The sequence below is a fragment of the Micromonospora sp. NPDC050495 genome (assembly GCF_040655175.1).
Classification (GTDB): domain Bacteria; phylum Actinomycetota; class Actinomycetes; order Mycobacteriales; family Micromonosporaceae; genus Micromonospora.
This window is the reverse complement of record NZ_JBFAJK010000011.1, coordinates 141,510-165,652: the sequence shown is the minus strand read 5'-3', so window position 1 is coordinate 165,652 and position 24,143 is coordinate 141,510. Positions and strand designations below refer to the sequence as shown.

Here is a 24,143-nt window from a genome sequence, read left to right as displayed (position 1 = left end):
CCTAGTGACACACCCCGTCACCGGGCCAACAACTGTCTGCCCAGCTCACAGCCCAGATTCGCGGACTATATCGACGCCGAGCTGCGGAACGCAGGGGTCCGGGCGGTGCGGTGTCGCCAGGCTGTTCGGGTGGCAGAACGAGTACGGGTGCGCGAGGTCGATGACGACGAGGGGCAGCGGCTGCGGCGGATCATTCGTAGAGGCGCCGGTTCGGTGGTGACCTGGCGGCGAGCGCAGGTGGTGCTGCTGTCCGCGCAGGGCATGCCGGTGCCGAAGATCGCCGAGGTGACGTTCACCAGCGCGGATCGGGTCCGGGACGTGATCCACAATTTCAACGCCGACGGCTTCGACTCGCTCTACCCGAAGTACAAGGGCGGCCGGCCGAGAACGTTCACGCTGCCGGAGCGGCGTGAGATCAAGAAGATCACCAAATCCAAGCCGGCCGAGCATGGCCTGCCGTTCTCGACCTGGAGCCTGGCCAAGCTGGCCGATTTCCTGGTCGCTGAGGGGGTGGTCGACGACATCAGCCACGAGGGCCTGCGGGTCCTGCTCCGCGAGGAGGGCGTGTCGTTTCAACGGGTGAAGACCTGGAAGAGCTCCCGCGACCCGGACTACGCCGCCAAGAAGGCCAGGGCTTGATCAAGTTCCGTAGGCGTCCGGATCGTTGGTGATGCCCAGGATGGGGAGTGCTCGCTGGGGTTCGTCGCGGATCGCCCGGGTGGTCTTGGCGATGTTGTCGGCTCCGAGGGTTTTCAGCGCGCCGATGGCGAGGTTGCGGAGGGCCGCCATGGCCCGGGGTGCGGTTCCGGCGTGGATGGTGGAGGCGTCTTCGGCGAAGGTGACATCCCTGATGTGGTGTGAGGAGTTCTCCACTGCCCAGTGCCCGCGGATCGCGGCGGCCAGGTCGGCCGGGCTGGCCTGGTGGGCGTCGAGGCTGGTGACGGCGTAGATGCTTTCACGGGTCTCGTGCTTGCCGGACAGCTTGCGCCGGCGGTGGACGCGGATGGCCAGGCGGGCGTGGGGAAAGGCGATCCCGCCGAGTTCGTCCGCGACGGCGCAGGTCTTGATCGAGCGGGACTCGCGCCTGCCGTGCCCGGAGGCGGAGGCGGTGTGCTGCACGGCGATGTCCCGCCACGGCAGGGCCGCGAGCTGGCTGTGGGCGGTCGGTTGGTTGGTCTTGATCACGGCGATGTAGTGGGCGTTCTTGGCCTCGACCAGCCAGGAGATGTTCGCCTTGACCGAATGCAGGGCGTCGAAGGTGACGACGGCGCCGGCCAGGTCCAGCGGGGCCAGCAGCGGTTGGAAGTGCGTGGTTTCGTTCGTCTTCGCGCCGACCTCCACCTCAGCGAGGGTCACGACGGTGCCGTGCGTGACCGCCGAGAGCAGATGCCGGCGGGTCGCGGTGAGACGGGCTGATCCCTTGAGTGCTTTGCCGTCGACGGCGATCACGCGCAGCCGCCTGGACGCGGACGGCGACGGCGTCTGGGTGGGCTCGGTGGCGGCGCGATGCCGGGTGGCCAGGTAGGCGCACACCGCCCGGTCCAGGGCGTCACCGTCAACAGCCCCCAGCACACGGCCGATCGTGGCCGACGACGGAGTGCGCCGCCATCTGAACAGATGGACGCGGATCCCGATGACTGCCAGCAGCGCGTTCGAGGCGCGCTGGCCCCACTCGGCGAGTTCCTCGATGCTCTTCGCGCCCGAGACGACCCCGCAGGCGCACACCAGCAGGATTGCGGTCAGCGAGTACCACCGGCCACGCCGGGAACGCGGGTCGGGCACCGAGTCGAGGTAGGGGCGCAGGTCGGCGATCCGGCCGGTGTCCAGCGGCCCCAGTTTCACCAGCACGGCAGGGATGGGAGAAGATGCAACAGCAGGCACGGGCCACCTCGTGATCATCTGGCTTCGACACCACAATGATCACGAACCCCGTGCCTGCCCTGCTATACACCCCAACCGGTCACAACCCGACCAGCCACACAACCCCGGAACTTGCAACCGCCCTGCAAGAAGGCCCGCGTCGAGCACCTCTACGCGATCGCTGACGGCGAGGTCATACCCGAGGACGACGAGCCCGAAGTCATCTTCTGCCTTGACGAGTTCGGCCCCTTGAATCTGCAGCCCCACCCCGGACGGCAGTGGGCCGAACGCGGCGGACGACACAAGGACCCCGAGCGTGAGCCCAGGCCCCGCCGGCGGGCGACCTACACCCGACCCCACGGGATCAGGCACCTGTTCGCCGCCTACGACCTGGGCAAGGACCAGCTCTATGGCCACATCAAACCGACGAAGACCCGCACCCGGTTCCTGGAATTCTGCCGATACCTGCGCAGCCTGCACCCGCCGCAAACCCGGATCGCGATCGTGCTCGACAACTACTCCCCACACCTGAGCACGAAGAAAGACACCCGCGTCGGCGACTGGGCCACGGCCAACAACGTCGAGTTCGCCTACACACCCACCAACAGCTCCTGGCTCAACCGCATCGAGGCCCAGTTCACCGCCCTGCGCTACTTCAACCTCGACGGCACCGACCACGCCAGCCACCGCCAGCAGGGCAGCATGATCCGCCGCTACATCATCTGGCGGAACAAGAACGCCGCCAACGAACGCCTACGCGAGGTAGTCAACAGGGCGAACGTTGCCTGATGCGGCACTAGGTAGTCGGCTCGTCGATCTCCACAGGTCGTCCGAAGAGCACGCCAAACGACCAGGGAGAAATCCGGTGGAGATTATCCGTCCGATAGCCGGTGCACTTGAAACCCTTGGTACGCCGGGTGATCGTCGTCAGCTCGATGCGGACGATGCCTGCGTCAGTCTGCAAGTGCACGATGTCTCCGACGTGTAACTGTTCAGGGGCGACGACTCGGGCCACGCGGAGAGCTTGGCTGCTCATGCGTGGCCGCACAATCAGTTTGGAAGAGCGCGCTCAACGGGCCGTGATGCCCGAAGCGCCTGCGGCCAGCGGTAGAGTCCAATGCCGCTCGTGCCCGCTCATGACCGCTGCGCGCCACGTTTACCGGCCCGTGGATGGCCCGCCATCCGGCGCGAGCGAGAGCCCCCACGGCTACTGAGTGAGCTTGGTCCGTTCGTGGTGCGTTCTGAAGTCGAAGAAGCGCAAACCGCCGGCCGCCACGTCGTTAGCGATCTCGTCTGCCGTCCACGGATGGTCAGAGTAGTCGTCCATCGCGATGCCGCCTTGCGCGAGCAGCGCCAACGTCAGACGGCGAACCTCCACTGTCCCGTCAACTTGGCCCGAGACCTCGACCTGAAGCGCCCAACTGGGTCGCCGCCCGCAAGCCCGGCTCAGACCCCGCACGGCCTCCGGCTCCCAGTCCAGATAGAGGTACTCATCCTCGCTGGTCAGCTCCCCATACAGGCACCTGTCCACCCGCCACGGATGTCTCTGGCCCGGAGACAGCCTGTCGAGCAGAGCAACGACGGCGGCCTGCTCCATGTCCGGGAAGATGAAGACGGTACGCACGCCAAGAGCGTGGCACACCTCAGCCAACCTGACGGGATCTCCTCGTCGCGCACACTCCTTGCCCGGTCCGTCCAGCCTTCCCGGCCGAAGGTGGCCGCCAGTCTGCCCCCATCCCCGGATAGGGTGCCAAAGACTGCGCTGCCCGGTCGGGGTCAAGAGTGGCCGTAGGCCATCGGCGCGCCGAGGCGCAGCGCCCTTGACGCCGGCCGGGTGGCGTAGAGGATCGGGGCACCGGGGTCACCCCTGGTCCTCGTCGCCGTCGAACCGGCTGGAATCGCTTTTCGTCCTGCCGCTGGCGACCGGGCTTCGGCGGGCTGATCTGTTGGGCCTCCGGTGGTCGGATGTAGACCTACCGGGAAGGCACTGTTCGTTCGGCAGACGCTCCAGCGGACGGATCGCGGGTGGGGTTCGTGCCACCGAGGACGCGCCGGTCGAGCCGTCCGCTACCGCTGTCGACCCTGGCCGTGCGCGCGTTGGAGTCGCAGCGGGTACGCCAGGCCAAGGAACGGGATCAACCGGTGAAAGTGCTGGTGGAGCCCAGGGACGCGAACCCCTAACCCCTGCCTTGCAAAGATCAAGACTTCTGTCGGCCAGCGTCGACCCTTGCCGTTGACCTGCTCGACTCGTCGACCACGGTCGCTCGTCACCTGTCGCCGTCGGCCGGCTTGGCTGTACGGATGGCTGTACCGTCGCTGCGTGAAGCGCGAGGAGTTGATCTCTCTGCTTGCCGGCGAGAGCCCAGCCAACAAGGCGTGCCGTGAGGCCCTTGAGCGGGGAGCGTCCTTCCGCGTCTGGGACGGTGCGCACGGATTGGTCCCCGCCAACAACCTTGCGTCCACGTACCGGGCGCGGGAGTCGATAACCAGGAATCGAGGCATCCCGACGCTCGGTTTCGCGTTGGCCGTCGAGACGCTCCATGCGCTCGGTGAACAGCCTGTGCGACTTGGCGGGGTGACGCAGCCCGACCCTCCGTACTACTTTCAGCTCTTTTTGACGGCCGACGTGGCGTCAGTCCTCGCGTGTATTGGGGTGGATCAGAAACATCAAGAGCGGGATTAGTGCTCCTGACTGGTAGCGGGGCGGAGGTGTTCCCACTGCGGGTCGTAGCAAATAAGGCCGTGGTCGGCGGCCATTTGTGCTGCTGCGGCTGAAACCTCGTCGGCCCGGTTGAACGGGATCGTGAAGTAGACCATCGGGCCGGATGCCTCATCGATGAGCCCGTCCGACAGGGGGTAGAGCTGGGCGTCGTGGCCATAGAGGTCGGGCCATCGTTCCGCTACGGCATCGACGTAGGCGCGGATTCGGGGCGTGGGCGGCTGTTCCTCGTTCTCAAAGTACTGCTGGTACAGGGCTTCGTACGCCTCAACGGCCGATTCGTCGCCGGCGGGCATGTCGCCTTCCCACACCGCCAGGTCGTAACTCATGCGGGGAGTGTGCCAGTGCCTGCGGATCTCCTCCTCGGCGAGTCAGCAGATCGTCCAGATCCCCCGGCAGAAGGTGGTCGCCCAGGCTGTCCCCATCCCCCGGATAGGTGCTAAAGACTGCGGCGCCCGGTCGGGGTCAAGGGTGGCCGTAGGCCATCAGCGTGCCGACGCGCAGCGCCCTTGACGCCGGGCGGGTGGCGTAGAGGATCGGGCATCCGGGGGTGGGTCAGCCCTGGTCCTCGTCGTTATCGAACCGCCGACAGTGCCCGCGTGACTCGGGGGCAAGCAGCTCTGCTGCGCGGCAGCGATCGCCCCGCCCTCGAAGGTCAGCAACCCCGATGGCGATCGTCCCACCTAAGCCTCTCGTCCATGACTCCCCGCGGCCGGCCGGCCGGCTCGGCCGATGCCGGCCGCAGGTCGCTGCCGCTCCTCGTCCCTACATGTCTGCCGGCTTGGCTGTACTGATGGCTGTACGGTCGATCAACCAAAAGATCTCTTGGAGGTGCCGTGGACCGGGCAGACGATGATGCAGACGTCGACTACCTCCAGTCGGTCGAACGTCTCGCCCATGCGGTTGTTGAAGAGGCCGCTCAGGAAGGCTGGCTGGCCTTCATCGTGGACGAAGAAGTTGGCCAGACACAGCTCCAGCGGGCCATCAACGCGCTTGCTCGTGAGCTGCGCTTCGTTGCACTTCGACGGTGACGGCTGCCTCGACCACCCATAGTCGGTGTCTCCGACTGAGCTTCAGTTTGGAAGAGCGTGCTCAAGCGGTCGTGATGTCCAAAACGCCTGCGGGTGGCAGTCGGCCCGGTTGCGTCTCGTGCCCGCTGCGTGCCACGGTTACTGGCCCACCGATGGCCCGGCGGCTGACCGGCCACACGATGGCTGTGCGGCAGACTTGGGCCTTGTGCCAACTCAGCCGCTGATTCGCAAGGTTCGCTTTGAGGTCCGTCCGTGGGGCCATGGTCCCGACCCGGCACGCGAGTTATTGCCGTACGTCGACAATGTGAGCCTGGTGGACCTGGTCTCGGGCTTCGAGCGCGCGGCCGGCCACGATGTGCCCGGAGCGTATGCCGGGATCGTTCTCGATCACTTCAACTTCGGTGACCTGGGTGCCTACCTCACCGGACGCCCAGACTCCGCCTACTGCGGGAAAGGCGTCATCGCCCTACTCGGTTGCGACTGCGGCGAGGTCGGCTGCTGGCCTCTGGAAGCCCAAGTGATTACTACCGAGGAATCGGTGATCTGGCGCGGCTTCTCCCAGCCCTACCGCCCCCAGCGCGACTATGGGGACTTCGGTCCATTTGTGTTCCGTCGGAACCAGTACGAGCGCGCAGTTCGCGCGGCGGTGGCCGCCAGTCTGCCCGCATCCCCCTGATAGGTGCCATGGACTGCGGCGCCCGCTCGGAGTCAAGGGTGGCCGTAGGCCATCGGCGTGCCGACGCGCAGCGCCCCTGACGCCAGGCGGGTGGCGTAGAGGATCGGGCACCCGGGGGATGGGTCACGTCCTGGTCCTCGTCCTCATCGAGCCGCAGGAAGTGCCCACGAGAGTCCGGAGGCAAGCAGCTCTGCTGCGCGGCAGCCGATCGCCCCACCGTCGACGGGGAGCAACCCCGATCGCGATCGTCCCGCCTCAGCCCTTCATGCCCTTGATTCCGTCCGCCAGCGTGGCCGGCCGGAGGTCGCCAGCAGGCCGGGGCCGGTGCGGCGCGGCCCGCTTGCGGGCCGCCTTGGCTGTACGAGTGGCTGACTCGGGACCGAGATCAACCGAGGAAAGTGCTGGTGGAGCCCAGGGGACTCGAACCCCTAACCCCTGCCTTGCAAAGGCAGTGCTCTGCCAGTTGAGCTAGGGCCCCGGGGGCGGGCGGAGCCGCCCGGTGCTGGCAGTCGAAGGGACGGTCAGCGCAGGTCGGGCGAGGTGGTCGCCTCGTGCCAGAGCGCCCGCTCGTCGTTCGCGGCCTTCACCTTCTTGGCCACGACGGCGGCCACGCCGACGACGCCGACCAGGATCAGGAGCTTCTTGAACATTGGGGCGACCCCTTGCGCTCGACTACCGTCGGACGTTGCGGTGGGGCTAGCTGGAATCGAACCAGCGACCTCAGAGTTATCAGCTCTGCGCTCTAACCGACTGAGCTATAGCCCCGCGTAGCGACGAGCAAGGTTAACCCATCGCCGCCGCCGCTCCCAAATCGGGGTCGATGGCGCTGCCCGCGTGTCTTCGACCGTACCGGCAGCCAACCGGAGCGGCTACCGCTTTCCCCCGCCAGCCATGATCCACTCACTTTGCCGCAACCCGTGCCATCGACCGCCAGCGAAGGCCCAACCTGCCGCGACCCGGCCCATCACCCGCCGACGAAAGCCCAACCCGCCGCGACCCGGCCCATCACCCGCCGACGAAAGCCCAACCCGCCGCAACCCGGCCCATCACCCGCCGACGAAAGCCCAACCCGCCGCAACCCGGCCCATCGACCACGGACGAAAGCCCAACCCGCCGCAACCCGGGCCGGCCACCACCTGTCGGTGGATACGGCGACGCCGGGCGGCCGCGGTCGGCGGCTGCCCGGCGTCGGGTCGTCGTTCAGTCCCGCTCGGCGAGGGTCAGCTCGATCCCGCCGACCAGGTCGGCGCAGACGTTGTAGACGAAGGCGCCGAGGGTGGCCAGCGCGGTGAAGAGCACGACGTTGACCAGCCCGATCAGCGCGGAGCTGAGGATCACGCCCTTGGCGGTGATCCGGAAGCCGCCGCCGCCGGACTGGCCGCCGGCGTTCACCAGGTCGGTCAGGCTGTCGTTGACGCTCTTGAACACGCCCATCGCGTCCAGGGCCAGGTAGAGCACCGAGGTGGCGACGACCACCACGATGAAGAGCACCACCGAGACCGCGAACGCGAACTTCATCACCGACCACGGGTCGATCCGCTTGAGGTTCAGCCGGGCCCGGCGCGGTCCGCGCGACGCGGCCGAGCTGACCGAGGTACGCGCGGCGCGTACCGCCTCGCCGACGCGGGCGGCGCCGACGGCCGCCGCGCCGCTGATGCCCGGCGGCAGGCCGCCCCCGTTGGCGGGGCGGCCGGCGGTGCCGGGGGTGCCGGGGCGGGCGCCGTCCGGCGAGGGCTTCGGGGCGGTGCCGAGGCCGGCGCCGACGCGCGGCTGGGTGCCGGTGGTGCCGGTCGACGGCTTCGCCGTACCCGTGGGCTTGATCGGCTGGGTGGCGGTGACGGGCTTGGTGGCGGTGACCGCGGGGGCGGCCGCCGTGCCGTCGGCGGACGCCGGGGCGTCGGCCGTGGCCTGCTCGGGCGGGTCGCCGGCGGCCGAGTCCTCCCCGGGCTTGTCCGGTGGCGGAGCCATGCCGGGGGCCCGGGTGAACTTCGGGGCAGGCGCGTCGGCGGGGACCGTGGCCCGGCCCACGGCCGCGCGGCCGGTCGCTGGTGTACCGCCCTGCGCGGCCTCCTCGTCGACCGGGTTGGCCGAGGTCCCCTTGTTCCCCGACTTCGCCTGTGTCTCCGTCATCAACTAGTCCTGTTCGTCAGGCTCGTCGGCATTGCGAGCAATCGCCACGATAGTCACGCCGTCCGGGAGGTCCATCAGCTTGACCCCCATTGTGTTCCGGTCACGCGTACGGCGTACAGGCTTCACCGGAGTCCGGATGACGCCGCCGTTGCTGGTGATGGCAAACAGCTCGTCGTCCGGACTGATCACCACCGCACCGACCAGACCACCGCGTCGCTCGGTGATCTTCGCAGTCAGCACGCCCTTACCTCCCCGGCCCTGGACCGGGTATTCCTCGATCGGGGTACGTTTCGCGTATCCCCCGTTCGTCGCTACCAGCACGTCCTTCTCTTCCATGCCCTCACGGTGGATGACCTCCATGGCGAGCAGGACGTCTTCCTCGCTGAACCGCATGCCGATCACGCCGGAGGTGGCCCGGCCCATCGGCCGCAGCGTCTCGTCCGTGGCACCGAAGCGGATGGCCTGGGCGTTCTTCGACACCAGGAGCAGGTCGTCCTCCGGGCCCACCAGGGCAGCACCGACCAGCTCGTCCTCATCGCGCAGGTTGATCGCGATGATGCCGCCGGAACGGTTGGAGTCGAACTCCTCGAGCCGCGTCTTCTTCACCAGGCCGTTCTTCGTGGCCAGTACCAGGTAGGGCGCCACCTGGTAGTTCGGAATCTCGATGATCTGCGCGATCTGCTCGTCCGCTTGGAAGGCGAGCAGGTTGGCCACGTGCTGGCCCTTGGCCACCCTACTGGCCTCCGGAAGCTCGTACGCCTTCGCCCGATAGACCCTGCCCTTGTTGGTGAAGAACAGGATCCAGTCGTGGGTGGAGCATACGAAGAAGTGGCTGACAATGTCGTCCTGCCGCAGGGTCGCCCCGCTGACCCCCTTGCCGCCCCGCCGCTGCGAGCGGTACAGGTCGACCTTGGTGCGCTTGGCGTAGCCGGTGCGGGTGATGGTGACCACCACGTCCTCGCGGGCGATGAGGTCCTCCATGGAGACCTCGCCGTCGAACGGGATGATCTTGGTGCGCCGCTCGTCGCCCCACTTGGCGACGATCTCGCCCAGCTCGTCGGAGACGATCTTCCGCTGCCGCTCCGGCTTGGCCAGGATGTCCTTGAGGTCGGCGATCTCCAGCTCGAGCTTGGCCAGGTCGTCCAGGATCCGCTGGCGCTCCAGGGCGGCCAGCCGGCGCAGCTGCATGTCCAGGATCGCGGTGGCCTGGATCTCGTCGATCTCCAGCAGCCGGATCAGGCCCTGCCGGGCGTCCTCCACCGTGGGCGAGCGCCGGATCAGGGCGATGACCTCGTCGAGCGCGTCCAGTGCCTTGGCCAGGCCGCGCAGGATGTGCGCCCGCTCCTCCGCCTTGCGCAGCCGGAACGCGGTCCGCCGGCGGATGACCTCGATCTGGTGCTCGACGTAGTAGCGGAGGAACTGGGCCAGGTTGAGCGTGCGCGGCACTCCGTCGACCAGCGCCAGCATGTTGGCGCCGAAGGTCTCCTGGAGCTGGGTGTGCTTGTAGAGGTTGTTCAGCACCACCTTGGCGACCGCGTCGCGCTTGAGCACCAGCACGATCCGCATGCCGGTACGCCCGGAGGACTCGTCGCGGATGTCGGCGATGCCGGCGAGCTTGCCCTCCTTGATCAGCTCGGCGATCCGCTCCGCCAGGTTGTCCGGGTTGACCTGGTACGGCAGCTCGCTGACCACGAGCGCCGGCCGGCCCCGCTTGTCCTCCTCGACCTCGACCACGGCACGCATCCGGATCGAGCCGCGCCCGGTCCGGTACGCGTCCTGGATGGCGGCCTGGCCGACGATCAGGCCGTGGGTCGGGAAGTCCGGGCCCTTGACGATCTCCAGCAGCGCCTCGAGGGTGGTCGCCTCGTCGGCCTCCGGGTGCTCCAGGCACCACTGCACGGCCGCGCCGATCTCCCGCAGGTTGTGCGGCGGGATCTTGGTGGCCATGCCGACCGCGATGCCCTCGGAGCCGTTGATCAGCAGGTTGGGGATGCGGGACGGCAGGATGGTGGGCTCCTTGGCCCGGCCGTCGTAGTTGTCCTGGAGGTCGACGGTGTCCTCGTCGATGTCCCGCAGCATCTCCATGGCCAGCGGGTCGAGCTTGCACTCGGTGTACCGCATGGCCGCGGCCGGGTCGTTGCCCGGCGAGCCGAAGTTGCCGTTGCCGTCCACCAGCGGGTACCGCAGCGACCAGGGCTGCGCCATCCGGACCAGCGCGTCGTAGATCGCCGAGTCGCCGTGCGGGTGGAACTGGCCCATCACGTCGCCGACGACCCGGGAGCACTTCACGTAGCCGCGGTCCGGCCGGTAGCCGGAGTCGAACATGGCGTAGAGGATCTTGCGGTGGACCGGCTTGAGCCCGTCCCGGACGTCCGGCAGGGCCCGCCCGACGATCACGCTCATCGCGTAGTCGAGGTACGAGCGCTGCATCTCGACCTCGAGGCCGACCGGCTCGATCCGGTCGTGCTGGACGACCGCGGCCAGTGCCTCCGGGGTCTCCGGCTCTTTCGGGGTGGACTCGGGAGTATCGGTCACTGTTAACCCTTATCAGACTCAGAGTCGTGTTCGTGCTGTGGATAACGGCTGTGGAAACCGGCCTGGCTGTGGATAACTCTGTGGACCGCCGGGCCGACCGGTGGATCTCCGGCCGGCCCGGCGTGGTCCGTCAGATGTCCAGGAACCGCACGTCCTTGGCGTTGCGCTGGATGAAGGAGCGGCGCGCCTCGACGTCCTCACCCATCAACACGCTGAACAGCTCGTCGGCGGTTGCGGCGTCGTCGAGGGTCACCTGGCGCAGCGTGCGGGTGGCCGGGTTCATGGTGGTCTCCCACAGCTCGGGATAGTTCATCTCGCCGAGACCCTTGAACCGCTGGATGTCGTCCGGCCGGGCGTTGGCCTTCTTCTGCTGGCGCAGCGCGATCAGCCCGTCCCGCTCCCGGTCCGAGTACGCGTACTGCGCGTCGTCGCCCTTCTTGTTCCACTTGATCTTGTAGAGCGGCGGGGCGGCCAGGTAGACGTGCCCCAGCTCGACCAGCGGCCGCATGAAGCGGAACAGCAGGGTGAGCAGCAGCGTCTGGATGTGCTGGCCGTCGACGTCGGCGTCGGCCATCAGCACGATCTTGTGGTAGCGCAGCTTCTCGATGTCGAAGTCGTCGTGGATGCCGGTGCCCAGCGCGGTGATCAGCGCCTGGACCTCGTTGTTCTTCAGCACCCGGTCGATCCGGGCCTTCTCCACGTTGAGGATCTTGCCGCGGATCGGCAGGATCGCCTGGGTGCGCGGGTCGCGGCCCTGCTTGGCCGAGCCGCCCGCCGAGTCGCCCTCGACGATGAACACCTCGGACTCGCGCGGGTCGGTCGACTGGCAGTCGGCCAGCTTGCCCGGCATCGAGCCGGACTCCAGCAGCGACTTGCGTCGGGCCAGCTTGCGCGCCTGCTGCGCGGCGATCCGGGCCCGGGCGGCCTGGGACGCCTTGGTGATGATGATCTTCGCTTCGGCCGGGTTCCGGTCGAACCAGTCGACCAGCGACTCGTTGCAGACCCGCTGCACGAAGCTCTTCACCGGGGTGTTGCCGAGCTTGGTCTTGGTCTGGCCCTCGAACTGCGGGTTGGTCAGCTTGACCGAGATGATCGCGGCCAGCCCTTCCCGGATGTCCTCGCCGGAGAGCCGCTCGTCGCCCTTGAGCAGCTTCTTCTCCGCGCCGTAGCGGTTGACGACGCTGGTCAGCGCGGCGCGGAAGCCCTCCTCGTGGGTGCCGCCCTCGTGCGTGTTGATGTTGTTGGCGAAGGTGTAGACCGACTCGCCGTACGACTCGTTCCACTGCATGGCGATCTCGACGGACATCCCCTCCTCCTCGGCGGAGAACTCGACCACCGTCTTGTGGATCGGGTTCTTCGAGGCGTTGAGGTGCCGGACGAAGTCGGCGATGCCGCCCTCGTAGCGGAAGGTGACCTCGCGCGGCTTGCCCTCCTCGGTATCCGGGACCCGCTCGTCGAGCAGGTGGATGGTGAGGCCGCGGGTGAGGAAGGCCATCTCCTGGAGCCGGCGGTAGATGGTCTGGAAGTCGAAGTCGACCGTCTCGAAGACGTCCGAGTCGGGCCAGAAGGAGACCGCCGAACCGGTACGGTCGGTCGGCTCGCCCTTCTCCAGCGGGGTCGGCTTGGAGTTGTGGTACTGCTGCCGCCAGACGAAGCCGTCCTTGTGGATCTCCACGGCCATCTTGGTGGAGAGCGCGTTCACCACGGACACGCCGACGCCGTGCAGGCCGCCGGAGACCGCGTACGCCTTGCCGTCGAACTTGCCGCCCGCGTGCAGCACGGTCAGCGCGACCTCGACACCGGGCTTCTTCAGCTTCGGGTGCAGGTCGACCGGGAAGCCACGGCCGTTGTCGGTGACCTTGACGCCGCCGTCGGCCAGCAGCACCACGTCGATGGTGTCGCAGTATCCGGCCAGCGCCTCGTCCACCGCGTTGTCGACGACCTCCCACACGAGGTGGTGCAGACCGCGCTCACCGGTGGACCCGATGTACATACCGGGCCGCTTCCGGACCGCTTCCAACCCCTCGAGGACGGTGATCGACTCCGCGCCGTACTTCTTGTTGTCCTCCGCTGCCACCCTCGGCCACTTTCTCGCACCGGCCGCGCCAAGGCGCGGGGCGCGGGTTCGGCGGACAGGACGCGACGTCGGCGCACAAACCGGTCCCCGGGCGTCCAGGTCGCGGATCGCTGCGCCGGTCGCCGCGGTTGCCCGCGGATCGCGATCGGCTCGACCCGATCCGGGACAATGATCAAGGGCCCTGCGGGCCCGTGTCCGTCGCTCCGTGTCGGGTCTTTCGTCTCGCCTCCAATCTTACTGTGCGCAGCCGACCAAACCGCCACTCGGCACCCCTGCGGGGCGGCTGAGAACTCCGTAGCCGGCCGAACCGCGCTGTCCGCGACTCCCCCTACACGCCACGGAGGGCTTCCGGTCGGGGCGGGGCGTCAGACCCGGCCCGACGGATCGGTACCGGCAGTTGACCGACCGGGGGTCGCGGCGGGATCGGCCGTGCCGTACCTTTGCGGCGCCGCCGCTGCGGCCTTGATCTTTCACGGACCGAACCGGGACGATCGACCCGATCGGTGGTGAACGCGCTTGGTGAGAGGTGACGCGAGATGGGGCTGGACAACGTCGCGGTGCACTGGCCGCGGACCGGCCGCTTCTACGACCCGGTCGCGCCGGCCGAGTTCGTGGACTTCGGCGAGATCGTGGACCTGCCACGGATCTCCGCGCCCACGGCGGCGCTCGCCGAGCTGATCGCCAAGACCGGCACGGTACGCGCCACCGCGTACACCGAGCTGGTCGACCTGATCCTCGGCCTGGAAAATGTGCTCTACGCCACGGAGAACGCGGCCGAGGACGAGGACCCGGTGATCGACCCGGACGGGTGCTCCTGGATCGCCGACGGCGTGGAGAAGTTCATCGCCCGCCACCGGCCGATCGGCGAGTCGGTGACCTTCGAGTCGGTGAGCGAGGTGCTGCGCTCGCTGCTCGGCGACGGCCGGCTGGCCGAGCAGCAGCTGCGCTGGCTGGACACCCGGCTGGACCGGCTGCGCGACGAGAACGGCGAGCCGCCGCAGTGGAACTTCACCTGCGCCGAGCTGAGCGTGCTGGCCGCCTTCTACCGGCGCTGCGCCGACCGGGGCTTCGCGGTCTACGCCGACGTCTGACCGGGCCGGTCGGCCGGGGCGGCCACCGCCCGGTTGGCCGCCGCGATCACGCCGGTCAGCACGGTGTGCAGGTGCCGCAGCTCGGCCAGGGGCAGGCCGAGCCGTTCGACGATCGCCGGCGGGATCTGCTCGGCGCGGGCCCGCAGCGCCTGTCCGCTGGCGGTGAGCGAGACGGCGAGGCTGCGCTCGTCCGCGGCGTCCCGTTCCCGCCGTACGTAGCCGGCGGCCTCCAGGCGCTTGAGCAGGGGTGACAGCGTGCCGGGGTCGAGTTGGAGCAGCCGACTGAGTTCCCGGACCGAGAGCGGCGCGTACTGCCACAGCGCGAGCATGACCAGGTACTGCGGGTGGGTGAGCCCCATCGGCTCGAGCAGCGGCCGGTAGACGGCGACCACCCCGCGCGCCGCCACGGAGAGCGCGAAGCAGACCTGCTCCTCCAGCGCCAGCGGATCCCCGTCGAGCTGGTCGGACACCGGACGCCTCCTCCTGGTCGTTGCGATCGTAGCAATGATTGGGGTACAAACAGTTTGCACACCAACTTTATCCCCGTGGCGGAGGAGAGACGAGCCCGATGAGCGAGGAGAAGCAGGCGGACGCGAGACCCGGCGAGGGCGGCCGGCTCATGGGCTGGGTCTTCCGCAACCTCGCCGGCCCGTCCGACGTGCACGGCGCGGTGCAGGGCGGCTCGCAGCAGGCCCGGGAGGCCTGGAAGCGGGACCTCGAACTCCGCAAGCAGTGGAGCCGGGAGCAGCGGGAACGCCGGCGCGCGGAGCGGGCGGCCCGGCGCGGCGGTGACGGTCAGCCGTAGGTGTCGCGCGGGCCCCGGCCCCGGACCCGCCGCGGCCCGCGCGCCCAGGACGGCGCCGCCGGGCCGTGGATGTGCAGCTTGCGCACCACGTTGTGGCCGACCTCGCGGCCGATCTGCTGCAGCAGCGAGCCGGCCAGCAGCCGGAGCTGGGTCGCCCACGCCGTCGAACGGGCCTCCACGGTCAGCTCGCCGTTCTCCAGCTTCACCGGGCGGCTGTGCTGCGCCACCTCCGGCCCGACCACCCGCTCCCAGGCCCCGAAGACCGTCGCCTCGGCCGCCGGCTGCTGCCAGCCCCGCGCCTTGACCAGCTTGTCCAGCACCGCGCCGAGCGGCTGCGGATCGCGCGGGTCCGGCCCCGGGCCGGAGTAGCCGCGCAGCCGCTTTTCGCCCTCGCCCCGCACCGCGCTGCGCCGCCGGGTGCCCGCCGCCGCCTGCCGGCGGGCCTTCGCCGCGTCCAGCACCGCCCGGGCCAGCTCCGGCCCGGCCGCCCCGTTGGGCGGATCACCGCCGGCCGCGCCGCCCGGCGCCGGTTCCGGCCCCTCGGGGGTACGGGCCCGACCGGCCCCCTCCGGGGTACGGGCCCGACCGGCCCCGTCCGCCCCCTCCGGGGTACGCGCACCGCGTCCCGGCCCCAGCCGGGCCGGCGGGAGCTGCACCTCATCCGACACGGCGCACCGTCCCTTCGCCCACCGCGTACCGGGCCCCGCGCAGCGCGGTCGGCACGTCGTCGTCCACCGCACAGGTCACCAGCAACTGGCTGGCCCCGCCGACCAGCTCGGCCAGCCGCTCCCGGCGCCCGGCGTCCAGCTCGGCGAAGACATCATCCAGCACCAGCACCGGCTCGATGCCGTCGGCGCGCAGCAGGTCGTACCCGGCCAGCCGCAGCGCGAGCGCGTACGACCAGGACTCGCCGTGGCTGGCGTACCCCTTGGCGGGCAGCGGGCCGAGGGTGAGGGCGAGATCGTCGCGGTGCGGACCGACCAGGGTGGTGCCGCGTTCGATCTCCGCCGAGCGCTGCTCGGCCAGCGCGGACGCCAGCGCCTCGGTCAGCACCGCCCGGTCCGTGGTCGGCTCGGCCAGCGGCACCGACGGCCGGTACGCGATCCCCGCCGCGCCCCGCCCCGCCGCCACCGCGTCGTAGGCCTTCGCGACGTGCGGGGTGAGCGCGGCGACCAGCTCCAGCCGGCCGGCGAGCAGCTCCGCCCCGTGCTGCGCGAGGTGGGTGTCCCAGACCGCGAGGGTGGACAGGTCCCCGCCCCGCGACCCACCGGTCTTGCGGGCCAGATACGCCGTGCGCAGCAGCGCGTTGCGCTGCTTGACCACCCGCTCGTAGTCGGCCCGCACGCCGGCGTACCGGGGCTGGCGGGTGACCAGCAGGTCGTCCAGGTAGCGGCGGCGCTCCGCCGGGTCGCCCCGGACCAGTTCCAGGTCCTCCGGGGCGAAGAGCACCAGCCGCAGCGCGCCGAGCACGTCCCGGGCACGCCGGGCCGGCGAGCGTCCCAGCCGGGCCCGGTTGGCCTTGCCGGGCACGATCTCCAGCTCGATCAGCAGCTCGCGCCCCTCGTGCACCACCGCGCAGCGGATCACCGCGGCGGCCGCGCCCAGCCGGACCAGCGGGGCGTCCGTGGCGACCCGGTGCGAATCCAGGGTCGCCACGTAGCCCAGCGCCTCGACCAGGTTGGTCTTGCCGACGCCGTTCGCGCCGATCAGCACGTTCGGGCCCGGCTCCAGGTCGACGCCGACCCGCTCGTACGAGCGGAAGTCGACCAGTTCGAGCCGGCGGACGTACACAGGCGGGTGGCTGCCGTCAGCGCTTGTGGACGGCGTGCCCGCCGAACTGCTGGCGCAGCGCGGCCACGGCCTTCATCGCCGGCGAGTCGTCCTGCCGGGAGGCGAACCGGGCGAACAGCGAGGCGGTGATGACGTTCAGCGGCACGGCCAGCCGGACCGCCTCGTCGACGGTCCAGCGCCCCTCGCCGGTGTCCTCGGTGTAGCCGCTCAGCTCGGCCAGCTCCGGGTCCTCGTCCAGCGCGCGGTCCAGCAGGTCGAGCAGCCAGGACCGGACCACGGTCCCCTCGCGCCACGACTTGAACACGCCCGGCACGTTGGTCACCAGCTCGGAGGCGGCCAGCAGCTCGTAGCCCTCGGCGTAGGCGTGCATCAGGCCGTACTCGATGCCGTTGTGCACCATCTTGGCGTAGTGACCGGCGCCGACCGGGCCGGCGTGCACGAAGCCGAACTCGCCGGCCGGCTTGAGCGCCTCGAAGATCGGCATGAGCCGCTCGACGTGCTCCTGGGCGCCGCCGACCATCAGGGCGTAGCCGTTCTGCTTGCCCCAGACGCCGCCGGAGACGCCGACGTCGATGTAGCCGATGCCCTGCTCGTTGAGGCGCTCCGCGCGCGGGGCGTCGTCGCTGAACCGGGAGTTGCCGCCGTCGATGATGATGTCGTCCGCGCCGAGGACGCCGGCCAACTCGTCGATGGTGGCGTCGGTGACCCCGGCCGGCACCATCACCCAGACCGCCCGCGGCGACTCGAGCTTCTCGGCCAGCTCCGCGAGGCTCGCGACGTCGCTCAGCTCCGCGTTGCGGTCGTAACCGACCACCTCGTGACCGGCGGCGCGCAACCGTTCGCGCATGTTGCCGCCCATCCGGCCGAGTCCTACCAGGCCGAGCTGCATCTGCTCCTACCTCCGTACGTCTGGGTGGTGCTGCGTGCGATCAGCGGGACACGCGGATCGGCATGATGAGGTACCGGTACCCGGGGATGACCTCGCCATCCTCACCGGCGGGGGAAATCACCGCGGGCTTGAAGGCGTCGACGAAGCGCAGCAGGGCGTGCTGGGCGCCCAGGTTGGCCAGGCCGTCGATCAGGTACTGCGGGTTGAAGCCGATGGTGAGCGGGTCACCGGTGAAGGTGGCCTCCATCGCCTCGCTGGCCCGGGCCTCCTCGGTGCCGCCGGCCTCGACGACCAGCCCGTCCGCGCTGAAGCTGAGCAGCACCGGGGTGGTCCGCTCGGCGACCAGGGCGACCCGCTTGACCACCTCGATGAGCGTGGCGACCGGCACCCGGGCCTCGGCGTTGTGGTTGGCCGGGAAGAGCGAGCGCACCGGCGGGTAGTTGGCGCCGTCCAGCAGCCGGCTGGTGGTCCGGCGGGTGCCACCGGAGAAGCCGATCATGCCTTCGCCGGCGCCGCCCTGGGAGAGGGCCATGGTCACCTGGCCGCCGAGCGGGCCGAGAGCCTTGGCGGTGTCGTGCAGCGTGCGAGCGGGCACCAGGGCGTTGATGCTGATCTCGGGATCGTCCGGGTTCCACTCCATCTCGCGCAGGGCGAGCCGGTAGCGGTCGGTGGCGAGCATCGCCAGGGTGCTGCCGGAGAGCTCGATCCGGACGCCGGTCATCATCGGCAGCGTCTCGTCCCGGCCGGCGGCGACGGCCACCTGGGCCACCGCGGCGGCGAAAGCGGCGGCGTCGACGGTGCCGGCGCTCTCCGGCATCTCCGGCAGGCTCGGGTAGTCCTCGACCGGCATGGTCGGCAGGGTGAAGCGGGCGCTGCCGCAGACCAGTTCCAGGTGCGCCCCGACGGCCGCGATGTCCACCGGCTTGGCCGGGAGCGCCTTGGTGATCTCGGCGAGCAGGCGGCCGGAGACGAGAGCGGCGCCGTCGGCGTCACCCTGCACCTCGACGGTGACCTGGCTGGAGACCTCGTAGTCGAAGCCGGAAACCTGGAGGTTGCCGTCGGTGACCCGGAGCATCACCCCGGCCAGCACCGGCACGGAGGGTCGGTTGGGCAGGCTCTTGGCGGTCCAGGCGACCGCCTCGGCGAGCGCGTCGCGCTCCACTCGGAACTTCATCAATGCCTCCGCGTCGACGTCAGCGACAACTCTCTCATGCCGACCGCTGCCACCCGCCCCGCCCGACCGTGCGGGTACCCATCGCACCTTAGGGCGCGTGGGCATCGGCTGTGCGCCCGACCCCGTGGATCCAGGTGCCCCGGGCGACTGCCGGCGGCAGTGCACGGCCCGATCCACAGGAAGTCCAACGGTGATGATTGGTTTTTGTTGTTTAGAAGAGATAACTCATCGTCTTCATCGCACCTGTGCAAACTGTGGAGAACCGACGTCCGCGCAGCTCAGACAGGTTATCCACCGGTGGTTTGACTGTGGAGAACCAGGGGTAGAACCCGTGTCGCGGTCCACAGACGGGCGCTGCCCCCAGGTTGTCCACGGTTGTCCACCGGTTGTCCACCGCTAATCCACCGGGTTTCTCCCCAGCGTTGTGGACGACGCGGAGCGAGTCGGCCCGCGTCATCCCCAGAACCTTCAACAGGTAGCCCACAGGTCGACCGTCGGCGGTGGACAACCGACCCGTCGTCCCCAGGCGTCCACAGCACCGTCCCCAGGGTTTGTCCACAGTCTGTGGGTAACCGGCCCGGGACGGAGCGTGGTTATCCACCGCCTGTGACACAGGGGATGTGGACAACCGGGCGATGCTGTGGACGAACACGACACCGATGGTGGGCCCTGAACCGGGTTGAGGGTCAAGTCGCGGCTGTCCACCGGCCCGGTGGGGAGTGCCCGCCCGCGGCCGCCGAACGCTCACAGGTCCGCCCGCGGCCGCCGGACCCGCCCAGATCCGCCTGCGGCGGCCGGACGCGCACAGGCCCGCCTGCGGCGCCCGGACGCGCGCAGGTCCCGCCTGCGGCGGTCGGACGCGCGCAGGTCCGGCCGGGCGGCGCCGCCCGGCGCGAGACGGGGTTGCGAGCTGGGGTCGCCGAGTCGGCGTCGCGAGTTGGGTTCGCGAGTTGCGGTATGTCGTGGCTTCCCGCTGCGGGGAGTCCCCGTTCTGCCGCATTCCGTGCCGTCACGCCGATGGCCGTGGCGATCACGCCGTCGGCCGTGGCGATCACGCCGTCGGCCCCGCAGCCGCGATCAGGTGGTCTGCTTGATCCGGTTGGTCAGCTCGGCGATCTGGTTGTAGAGCGACCGGCGCTCGGCCATCTGCTGACGGATCTTCCGGTCGGCGTGCATGACCGTGGTGTGGTCCCGGCCGCCGAAGGCCTGCCCGATCCGGGGCAGCGACAGGTCGGTCAGCTCCCGGCACAGGTACATGGCCACCTGGCGCGCGTTGACCAGCACCCGGGACCGGGAGTGCCCGCGCAGGTCCTCCAGGCTGACCCCGAAGTAGTCCGCGGTGGAGGCCATGATCTGGTCGGCGTTGATCTCCGGGCCGGCGCCGTCCGGCATGAAGTCCCGCAGCACCTCCTCGGCCAGCGACAGCTCGACCGAGGAACGGGTGAGGCTGGCGAACGCGGTGACCCGGATCAGCGCGCCCTCGAGTTCCCGGATCGAGTTCGACACCCGCGAGGCGATGAACTCCAGCACGTCCGGCGGGGCGTACATCCGCTCCTGCGCCGCCTTCTTCTGCAGGATCGCGATCCGCGTCTCCAGGTCCGGCGGCTGGATGTCGGCCAGCAGCCCCCACTCGAACCGGGTCCGCATCCGGTCCTCGAGGGTGGCGAGTTGGCGCGGCGACCGGTCGGAGGTGATCACGATCTGCTTGTTGGCGTTGTGCAGCGTGTTGAAGGTGTGGAAGAACTCCTCCTGGGTCCGCTCCCGGTTCTCCAGGAACTGGATGTCGTCGATCAGGAGGATGTCCACGTCCCGGTACCGGCGCTGGAAGGCGCTGGTCTTGTCGTCCCGGAGCGAGTTGATGAAGTCGTTGGTGAACTCCTCGGTCGAGACGTACCGGACCGAGCGGGCGTTGCCCAGCGTCGTGGCGTAGTGCCCGATGGCGTGCAGCAGGTGGGTCTTACCCAACCCGGAGTGGCCGTAGATGAAGAGCGGGTTGTACGCCTTGGCCGGCGACTCGGCCACCGCGACGCTCGCGGCGTGCGCGAAGCGGTTCGAGGAGCCGATGACGAACGTCTCGAACATGTACTTCGGGTTGAGCCGGTTGCCACCGCTCTCCGCCCCGCCGGGCAGCCGCCGGTCGGGCGAGCCGCCGGGGCGGTGATCCGCGCCACCGCGCCCGGGGCCCGAGTCGGTGGCCCCGTCGCCGGGCAGGCCACGCAGCGGCGGCGCGGCCGCCGGGTTCTCCCGGTACCGCGGCTCGAAGCCCCGGCCGACCGGCGCCGGCGTGTCCGCAGCGCGATCCTCGAAGCCGCGGCGCTCGGGGGCGGCCCGCATCGGGTCGCCGAAGGCGGCGCTGAACAGGGTCTCCTGGCCGTCCCGGCTGGCCGGGATGAGCGGCGGTCGGGTCGCCTCGGGCGCGCGCTGCCGGGGGCCGGACTCCTCGGCCGGCTGCTCGGCGCGCGGCTCGGGATAGCCGGCGCTGTCGGTCCGGGCCGGGAAGCCGAACTCGGGGAAGCCGGGTGGCTCCGCCGGCGGACCGGGCTGGGCGAAGCCCGCGAGCAGGTCTTGGGGGGCGTCCAGCTCGGCCGGCTCGGGGCCGCTGCGGTAGACGGTGCCGGACGGGCGGCCGTCCTCGGCGACCCGTACGGTGACGGCCACCTGGATGGGCCGGCCGAGCCGGCGGCTCAGCGCCTCGGTGATGGCCGGGCGGAGGCGGGACTCGATCACGTCCCGGGTGAAGGCGTCCGGCACGGAGAGCAGCGCGGTGTCCTCGACGATGGCCCGTAACCGGGTGAGCCGGAGGTACGCCCGCTGCTGCGCGGAGATGATCTCGTCGGCGAGTTCGTCGGTCGTCGCCGTCCACACCGCGGCAAGGTCGGTCGCTCCGGTCACCGTCGTGCCACCCCCCTCGCCTCTACTCACGCCCGCCCGGACGGCTGACCGGTCGTCATCCACAAGTTATCCACAGCCTGTGTGTACCGACCGATTGTGGCCGCCCACCGGACGCGGGTCGGACCTGCCCCCCATTTCCCGGAGGCGTTGAAGCGGGTTCACCGTGCCGAACGATTCACCACCATGTCCGGTCTTGCCGGCCGGCGACACGGACCCCCGACGCTGACCGCAATCGGGCACGCTAACAGCGCGGACCCCGCGCCATCAACCGTCGACACCGGGGCAGCCTTGTCAACATCAGTGAAAACCGCCCCTTCGGTCTTGTTCCGGGGCGGGGAACGCCCCGGCTGTGATGTTTGACGGTCATTGCCCCCCTGCGTAGGCTGGAGCGGCTGCTCTCTCGCCCTCTGCTAGGGTGACGGGTGCTTGCTGTCCGCGGTCGGCGTCCCGCATCCACGAGGACCGACGCCGCCGGACAGCACCGATCGGAGGCCACCGCCGAGGTGGCCTGAACCACCACACGACCCCGGGCGATCCCCCGCGCGGGGCCGACGACAACGGAGAGCCTGACGTGAGCAAGCGCACCTACCAGCCGAACAACCGCCGGCGCGCGAAGACCCACGGCTTCCGGCTGCGCATGCGCACCCGTGCCGGCCGCGCCATCATCTCGACCCGTCGCGCCAAGGGCCGCACCCGCCTGTCGGCCTGAGGCCGACCGGTCCGGTCCGGGGACGTGGGCAGTCGTGCTGACCGCCGCGCAGCGACTGCGGCGCAGTAGTGACTTCGCCGCAGCGGTCCGGGGTGGCCGGCGCGTCGGCCGTGGCGCCGTCGTGGTCCACCTGACCCTCCCCGCCCAGACCGGAGTCACCGCGACAACCTCGCCGGAGCCGGCGCGGAACAGCGGTGCGGAGACCTCCGCACCGACCCGCGCCGGCTTCGTCGTGTCCAAGGCGGTCGGCAACGCCGTGGTCCGGAACAAGGTCCGCCGACGGCTGCGGCACCTGGTCCGCGAGCGCCTCGCCGAGCTGCCCGTCGGGAGCACCCTCGTGGTGCGGGCCCTGCCGCCGGCCGCCGAGGCGTCGTACGCCCGGCTCGGGGCCGACCTGGACGCCGCGATCGCGGCCGCGCGGACCGCCCGGGGCCGGCGGTCCCGGTGACCCGCCCCACTGCCGCAGCGCGGCCGACAACCGGTGCCCGGATGCTGCTGGTGCCCATCATCGCGTACCGTCGGTGGATAAGTCCGGCACTGCCGGCCCGCTGCCGGTTCTACCCGTCGTGCAGTGCCTACGCCGTGGAGGCGGTGACCCGGCACGGTGCGCTGCGGGGAGCCTGGCTGACGGTCCGGCGGCTGTCGCGCTGCCACCCTTTCCACCCAGGTGGACACGACCCGGTGCCGGAGCCGGGCGGCCGCCGCCGCGTCGACGTGACTGGAGCCTGAGTGTTTAGTCTCGACTGGATCTACTACGCGATCTCGTGGATCCTGCTGACCTGGCACTCGGCCTGGGACGCCATCGGAGTTCCGGTCGGGGCCGTGATCGGCACGAACTGGGCCTGGATCCTGTCCATCATCTTCCTGGTGGTCACGGTCCGGGTGATCCTGTTCCCGGTCTTCGTCAAGCAGATCAAGTCGCAGCGGGCGATGCAGGCGCTCCAGCCCAGGGTCAAGGAGCTCCAGGAGAAGCACAAGGGTGACCGGGAGACGCTCCAGAAGGAGATGATGGAGCTCTACCGGAAGGAAAAGGCCAACCCGCTGATGGGCTGCCTTCCGATGTTCCTCCAGATCCCCGTCTTCCTGGGCCTGTTCCACACGCTCAAGCGGCTCAACCCCGACAACCAGGGCAAGACCCTGTACGGCTGGACCGTCGACCAGTTCCACAGCGCCTCCAGCGCGACGCTCTTCACCGCCCCGATCTCCGGCCGGTTCGGCTCCACCGCCGACGACCTGGCCAAGCTCGGGGCGAACGGCACGACGGTCAAGGTCGTCGCCGGCATCCTGGTGCTGATCATGATCGCCACCACCTACCTGACCAGCCGGCAAATGATCCTCAAGACCGGCTGGGCGGAGGACCCGCAGCAGCGCATGGTCCAGCGGCTGATGCTCTACGGCATCCCGGTGTCGCTCCTCGTCTCCGGCTCGATCTTCCCGATCGGTGTGATCATCTACTGGGTCACCAACAACCTCTTCACCCTCGGCCAGCAGCAGTGGGTGCTGCGGAAGTTCCCGCCGCTGGTGCCGGCCAAGAACGCCGGCAAGACCACCACCGCCGGGAAGACCACCGCCCAGCCGGCCAAGACCGGTGGCCTGCTCGGCCGCAAGACCGTGCAGCCGGCCGCCAAGGCCCCGGCGGCCGCCCCGAAGGTGGCGGCCCCGAAGCCCGGCGCCAAGCCGCTCAACCCGAAGAAGGGCAGTCGGCCCGCCAAGCGGCAGGGCTGACCCCGCCGGGCCGCCGCCGGTACCACCGGTGGCGGCCCG

At 70.0% G+C, this 24,143-nt stretch carries 25 protein-coding genes and 2 tRNA genes; 11 read left to right on the top strand and 16 right to left on the bottom strand.

Translation table 11 applies throughout. The features are described from left to right. The first annotated feature begins 129 nt into the window (after positions 1–129). A complete protein-coding gene (locus AB0I11_RS14685; protein ID WP_357319187.1) occupies positions 130–639 on the top strand; it encodes a helix-turn-helix domain-containing protein in 510 nt (169 codons plus the stop codon). Here the strand turns inward: AB0I11_RS14685 and AB0I11_RS14680 are convergent, their stop codons facing one another. Continuing rightward, on the bottom strand, positions 640–1,848 hold the full coding sequence (locus AB0I11_RS14680) for an ISAs1 family transposase (RefSeq protein ID WP_357319184.1): 1,209 nt from the start codon (positions 1,846–1,848) through the stop codon (positions 640–642). A 144-nt stretch (positions 1,849–1,992) separates the two neighbouring features. Between AB0I11_RS14680 and AB0I11_RS14675 the strand changes: the two genes are divergently transcribed. Further along, a complete protein-coding gene (locus AB0I11_RS14675; RefSeq protein WP_357319181.1) occupies positions 1,993–2,649 on the top strand; it encodes a transposase in 657 nt (218 codons plus the stop codon). A 7-nt stretch (positions 2,650–2,656) separates the two neighbouring features. Here the strand turns inward: AB0I11_RS14675 and AB0I11_RS14670 are convergent, their stop codons facing one another. Then, positions 2,657–2,875 (bottom strand): hypothetical protein, encoded by a 219-nt coding sequence (locus AB0I11_RS14670; protein WP_357319178.1) that lies wholly within the window; start codon positions 2,873–2,875, stop codon positions 2,657–2,659. A 192-nt stretch (positions 2,876–3,067) separates the two neighbouring features. Further along, positions 3,068–3,484, bottom strand: coding sequence for a hypothetical protein (locus AB0I11_RS14665; protein WP_357319175.1), 417 nt, complete (start codon positions 3,482–3,484; stop codon positions 3,068–3,070). Positions 3,485–4,180: 696 nt separating this feature from the next. On the opposite strand from AB0I11_RS14665, the gene AB0I11_RS14660 reads away from it, so the two are divergent. Beyond that, entirely contained in the window at positions 4,181–4,543 is a 363-nt protein-coding gene (locus AB0I11_RS14660) for a hypothetical protein (protein ID WP_357319172.1), read from the top strand. On the opposite strand, the gene AB0I11_RS14655 is transcribed toward AB0I11_RS14660, so the two are convergent. After that, the gene (locus AB0I11_RS14655; RefSeq protein ID WP_357319170.1) at positions 4,540–4,908 is read right to left on the bottom strand and encodes a hypothetical protein; all 369 of its coding nucleotides are present in this window, start codon (positions 4,906–4,908) and stop codon (positions 4,540–4,542) included. The two genes, AB0I11_RS14660 and AB0I11_RS14655, sit on opposite strands and share 4 nt — an antisense overlap. 507 nt (positions 4,909–5,415) lie before the next feature. Here AB0I11_RS14655 and AB0I11_RS14650 point away from each other — a divergent pair. Both AB0I11_RS14650 and AB0I11_RS14645 read left to right on the top strand, forming a co-directional pair. Then, a complete protein-coding gene (locus tag AB0I11_RS14650) occupies positions 5,416–5,610 on the top strand; it encodes a hypothetical protein (RefSeq protein WP_357319167.1) in 195 nt (64 codons plus the stop codon). Positions 5,611–5,815: 205 nt separating this feature from the next. Beyond that, positions 5,816–6,286 (top strand): hypothetical protein, encoded by a 471-nt coding sequence (locus AB0I11_RS14645; protein ID WP_357319164.1) that lies wholly within the window; start codon positions 5,816–5,818, stop codon positions 6,284–6,286. A 402-nt stretch (positions 6,287–6,688) separates the two neighbouring features. Here AB0I11_RS14645 and AB0I11_RS14640 read toward each other — a convergent pair. From AB0I11_RS14640 to gyrB, 6 genes are all read right to left on the bottom strand, one after another. Beyond that, a tRNA-Ala gene (locus tag AB0I11_RS14640) sits at positions 6,689–6,764 on the bottom strand. A gap of 43 nt (positions 6,765–6,807) precedes the next feature. Beyond that, positions 6,808–6,936, bottom strand: coding sequence for a DLW-39 family protein (locus AB0I11_RS14635; protein ID WP_357319161.1), 129 nt, complete (start codon positions 6,934–6,936; stop codon positions 6,808–6,810). 41 nt (positions 6,937–6,977) lie between these two features. Then, a tRNA-Ile gene (locus AB0I11_RS14630) sits at positions 6,978–7,051 on the bottom strand. Positions 7,052–7,486: 435 nt separating this feature from the next. Then, positions 7,487–8,416 carry a DUF3566 domain-containing protein gene (locus AB0I11_RS14625; RefSeq protein WP_357319158.1) on the bottom strand — a complete coding sequence of 310 codons (930 nt, stop codon included), beginning with the start codon at positions 8,414–8,416 and terminating at the stop codon, positions 7,487–7,489. Positions 8,417–8,419: 3 nt separating this feature from the next. Next, positions 8,420–10,951 (bottom strand): DNA gyrase subunit A, encoded by a 2,532-nt coding sequence (gene gyrA / locus AB0I11_RS14620; RefSeq protein WP_357319156.1) that lies wholly within the window; start codon positions 10,949–10,951, stop codon positions 8,420–8,422. 130 nt (positions 10,952–11,081) lie between these two features. After that, positions 11,082–13,028 (bottom strand): DNA topoisomerase (ATP-hydrolyzing) subunit B, encoded by a 1,947-nt coding sequence (gene gyrB, locus AB0I11_RS14615; protein WP_357319153.1) that lies wholly within the window; start codon positions 13,026–13,028, stop codon positions 11,082–11,084. A gap of 536 nt (positions 13,029–13,564) precedes the next feature. Between gyrB and AB0I11_RS14610 the strand changes: the two genes are divergently transcribed. Next, positions 13,565–14,119: a hypothetical protein gene (locus AB0I11_RS14610; RefSeq protein WP_357319150.1), complete on the top strand. Its 555-nt coding sequence runs from the start codon at positions 13,565–13,567 to the stop codon at positions 14,117–14,119. Here the strand turns inward: AB0I11_RS14610 and AB0I11_RS14605 are convergent. Next, positions 14,104–14,589, bottom strand: a complete 486-nt coding sequence (locus AB0I11_RS14605) for a MarR family transcriptional regulator (RefSeq protein ID WP_357319148.1) — start codon at positions 14,587–14,589, stop codon at positions 14,104–14,106. The genes AB0I11_RS14610 and AB0I11_RS14605 overlap by 16 nt on opposite strands. 98 nt (positions 14,590–14,687) lie before the next feature. On the opposite strand from AB0I11_RS14605, the gene AB0I11_RS14600 reads away from it, so the two are divergent. Further along, a complete protein-coding gene (locus AB0I11_RS14600; protein WP_357319145.1) occupies positions 14,688–14,924 on the top strand; it encodes a hypothetical protein in 237 nt (78 codons plus the stop codon). On the opposite strand, the gene AB0I11_RS14595 is transcribed toward AB0I11_RS14600, so the two are convergent. From AB0I11_RS14595 to dnaA, 5 genes are all read right to left on the bottom strand, one after another. After that, positions 14,915–15,592 (bottom strand): DciA family protein, encoded by a 678-nt coding sequence (locus AB0I11_RS14595; protein ID WP_357319142.1) that lies wholly within the window; start codon positions 15,590–15,592, stop codon positions 14,915–14,917. The genes AB0I11_RS14600 and AB0I11_RS14595 overlap by 10 nt on opposite strands. After that, positions 15,582–16,715, bottom strand: a complete 1,134-nt coding sequence (recF, locus tag AB0I11_RS14590) for a DNA replication/repair protein RecF (RefSeq protein WP_357319139.1) — start codon at positions 16,713–16,715, stop codon at positions 15,582–15,584. The genes AB0I11_RS14595 and recF overlap by 11 nt, the downstream gene beginning before the upstream one ends. Positions 16,716–16,731: 16 nt before the next feature. Further along, the gene (gene gnd, locus AB0I11_RS14585) at positions 16,732–17,604 is read right to left on the bottom strand and encodes a phosphogluconate dehydrogenase (NAD(+)-dependent, decarboxylating) (protein ID WP_357319136.1); all 873 of its coding nucleotides are present in this window, start codon (positions 17,602–17,604) and stop codon (positions 16,732–16,734) included. Between the two features lie 40 nt (positions 17,605–17,644). Then, a complete protein-coding gene (gene dnaN, locus AB0I11_RS14580) occupies positions 17,645–18,778 on the bottom strand; it encodes a DNA polymerase III subunit beta (RefSeq protein ID WP_357319133.1) in 1,134 nt (377 codons plus the stop codon). Between the two features lie 1,077 nt (positions 18,779–19,855). Then, positions 19,856–21,670: a chromosomal replication initiator protein DnaA gene (gene dnaA, locus AB0I11_RS14575; RefSeq protein ID WP_357319130.1), complete on the bottom strand. Its 1,815-nt coding sequence runs from the start codon at positions 21,668–21,670 to the stop codon at positions 19,856–19,858. A 571-nt stretch (positions 21,671–22,241) separates the two neighbouring features. On the opposite strand from dnaA, the gene rpmH reads away from it, so the two are divergent. Genes rpmH through yidC form a run of 4 tightly spaced genes read left to right on the top strand, consistent with a single transcriptional unit; the run spans position 22,242 to position 24,104 of the window. Beyond that, complete coding sequence (gene rpmH / locus AB0I11_RS14570; protein ID WP_074478258.1) at positions 22,242–22,379, top strand: 50S ribosomal protein L34; 138 nt, start codon at positions 22,242–22,244, stop codon at positions 22,377–22,379. A 34-nt stretch (positions 22,380–22,413) separates the two neighbouring features. Then, the gene (gene rnpA, locus AB0I11_RS14565) at positions 22,414–22,827 is read left to right on the top strand and encodes a ribonuclease P protein component (protein WP_357319125.1); all 414 of its coding nucleotides are present in this window, start codon (positions 22,414–22,416) and stop codon (positions 22,825–22,827) included. 41 nt (positions 22,828–22,868) lie between these two features. Continuing rightward, positions 22,869–23,108, top strand: a complete 240-nt coding sequence (yidD, locus tag AB0I11_RS14560; RefSeq protein ID WP_357319123.1) for a membrane protein insertion efficiency factor YidD — start codon at positions 22,869–22,871, stop codon at positions 23,106–23,108. After that, positions 23,109–24,104, top strand: a complete 996-nt coding sequence (gene yidC, locus AB0I11_RS14555) for a membrane protein insertase YidC (RefSeq protein WP_357319121.1) — start codon at positions 23,109–23,111, stop codon at positions 24,102–24,104. Positions 24,105–24,143 lie beyond the last annotated feature (39 nt).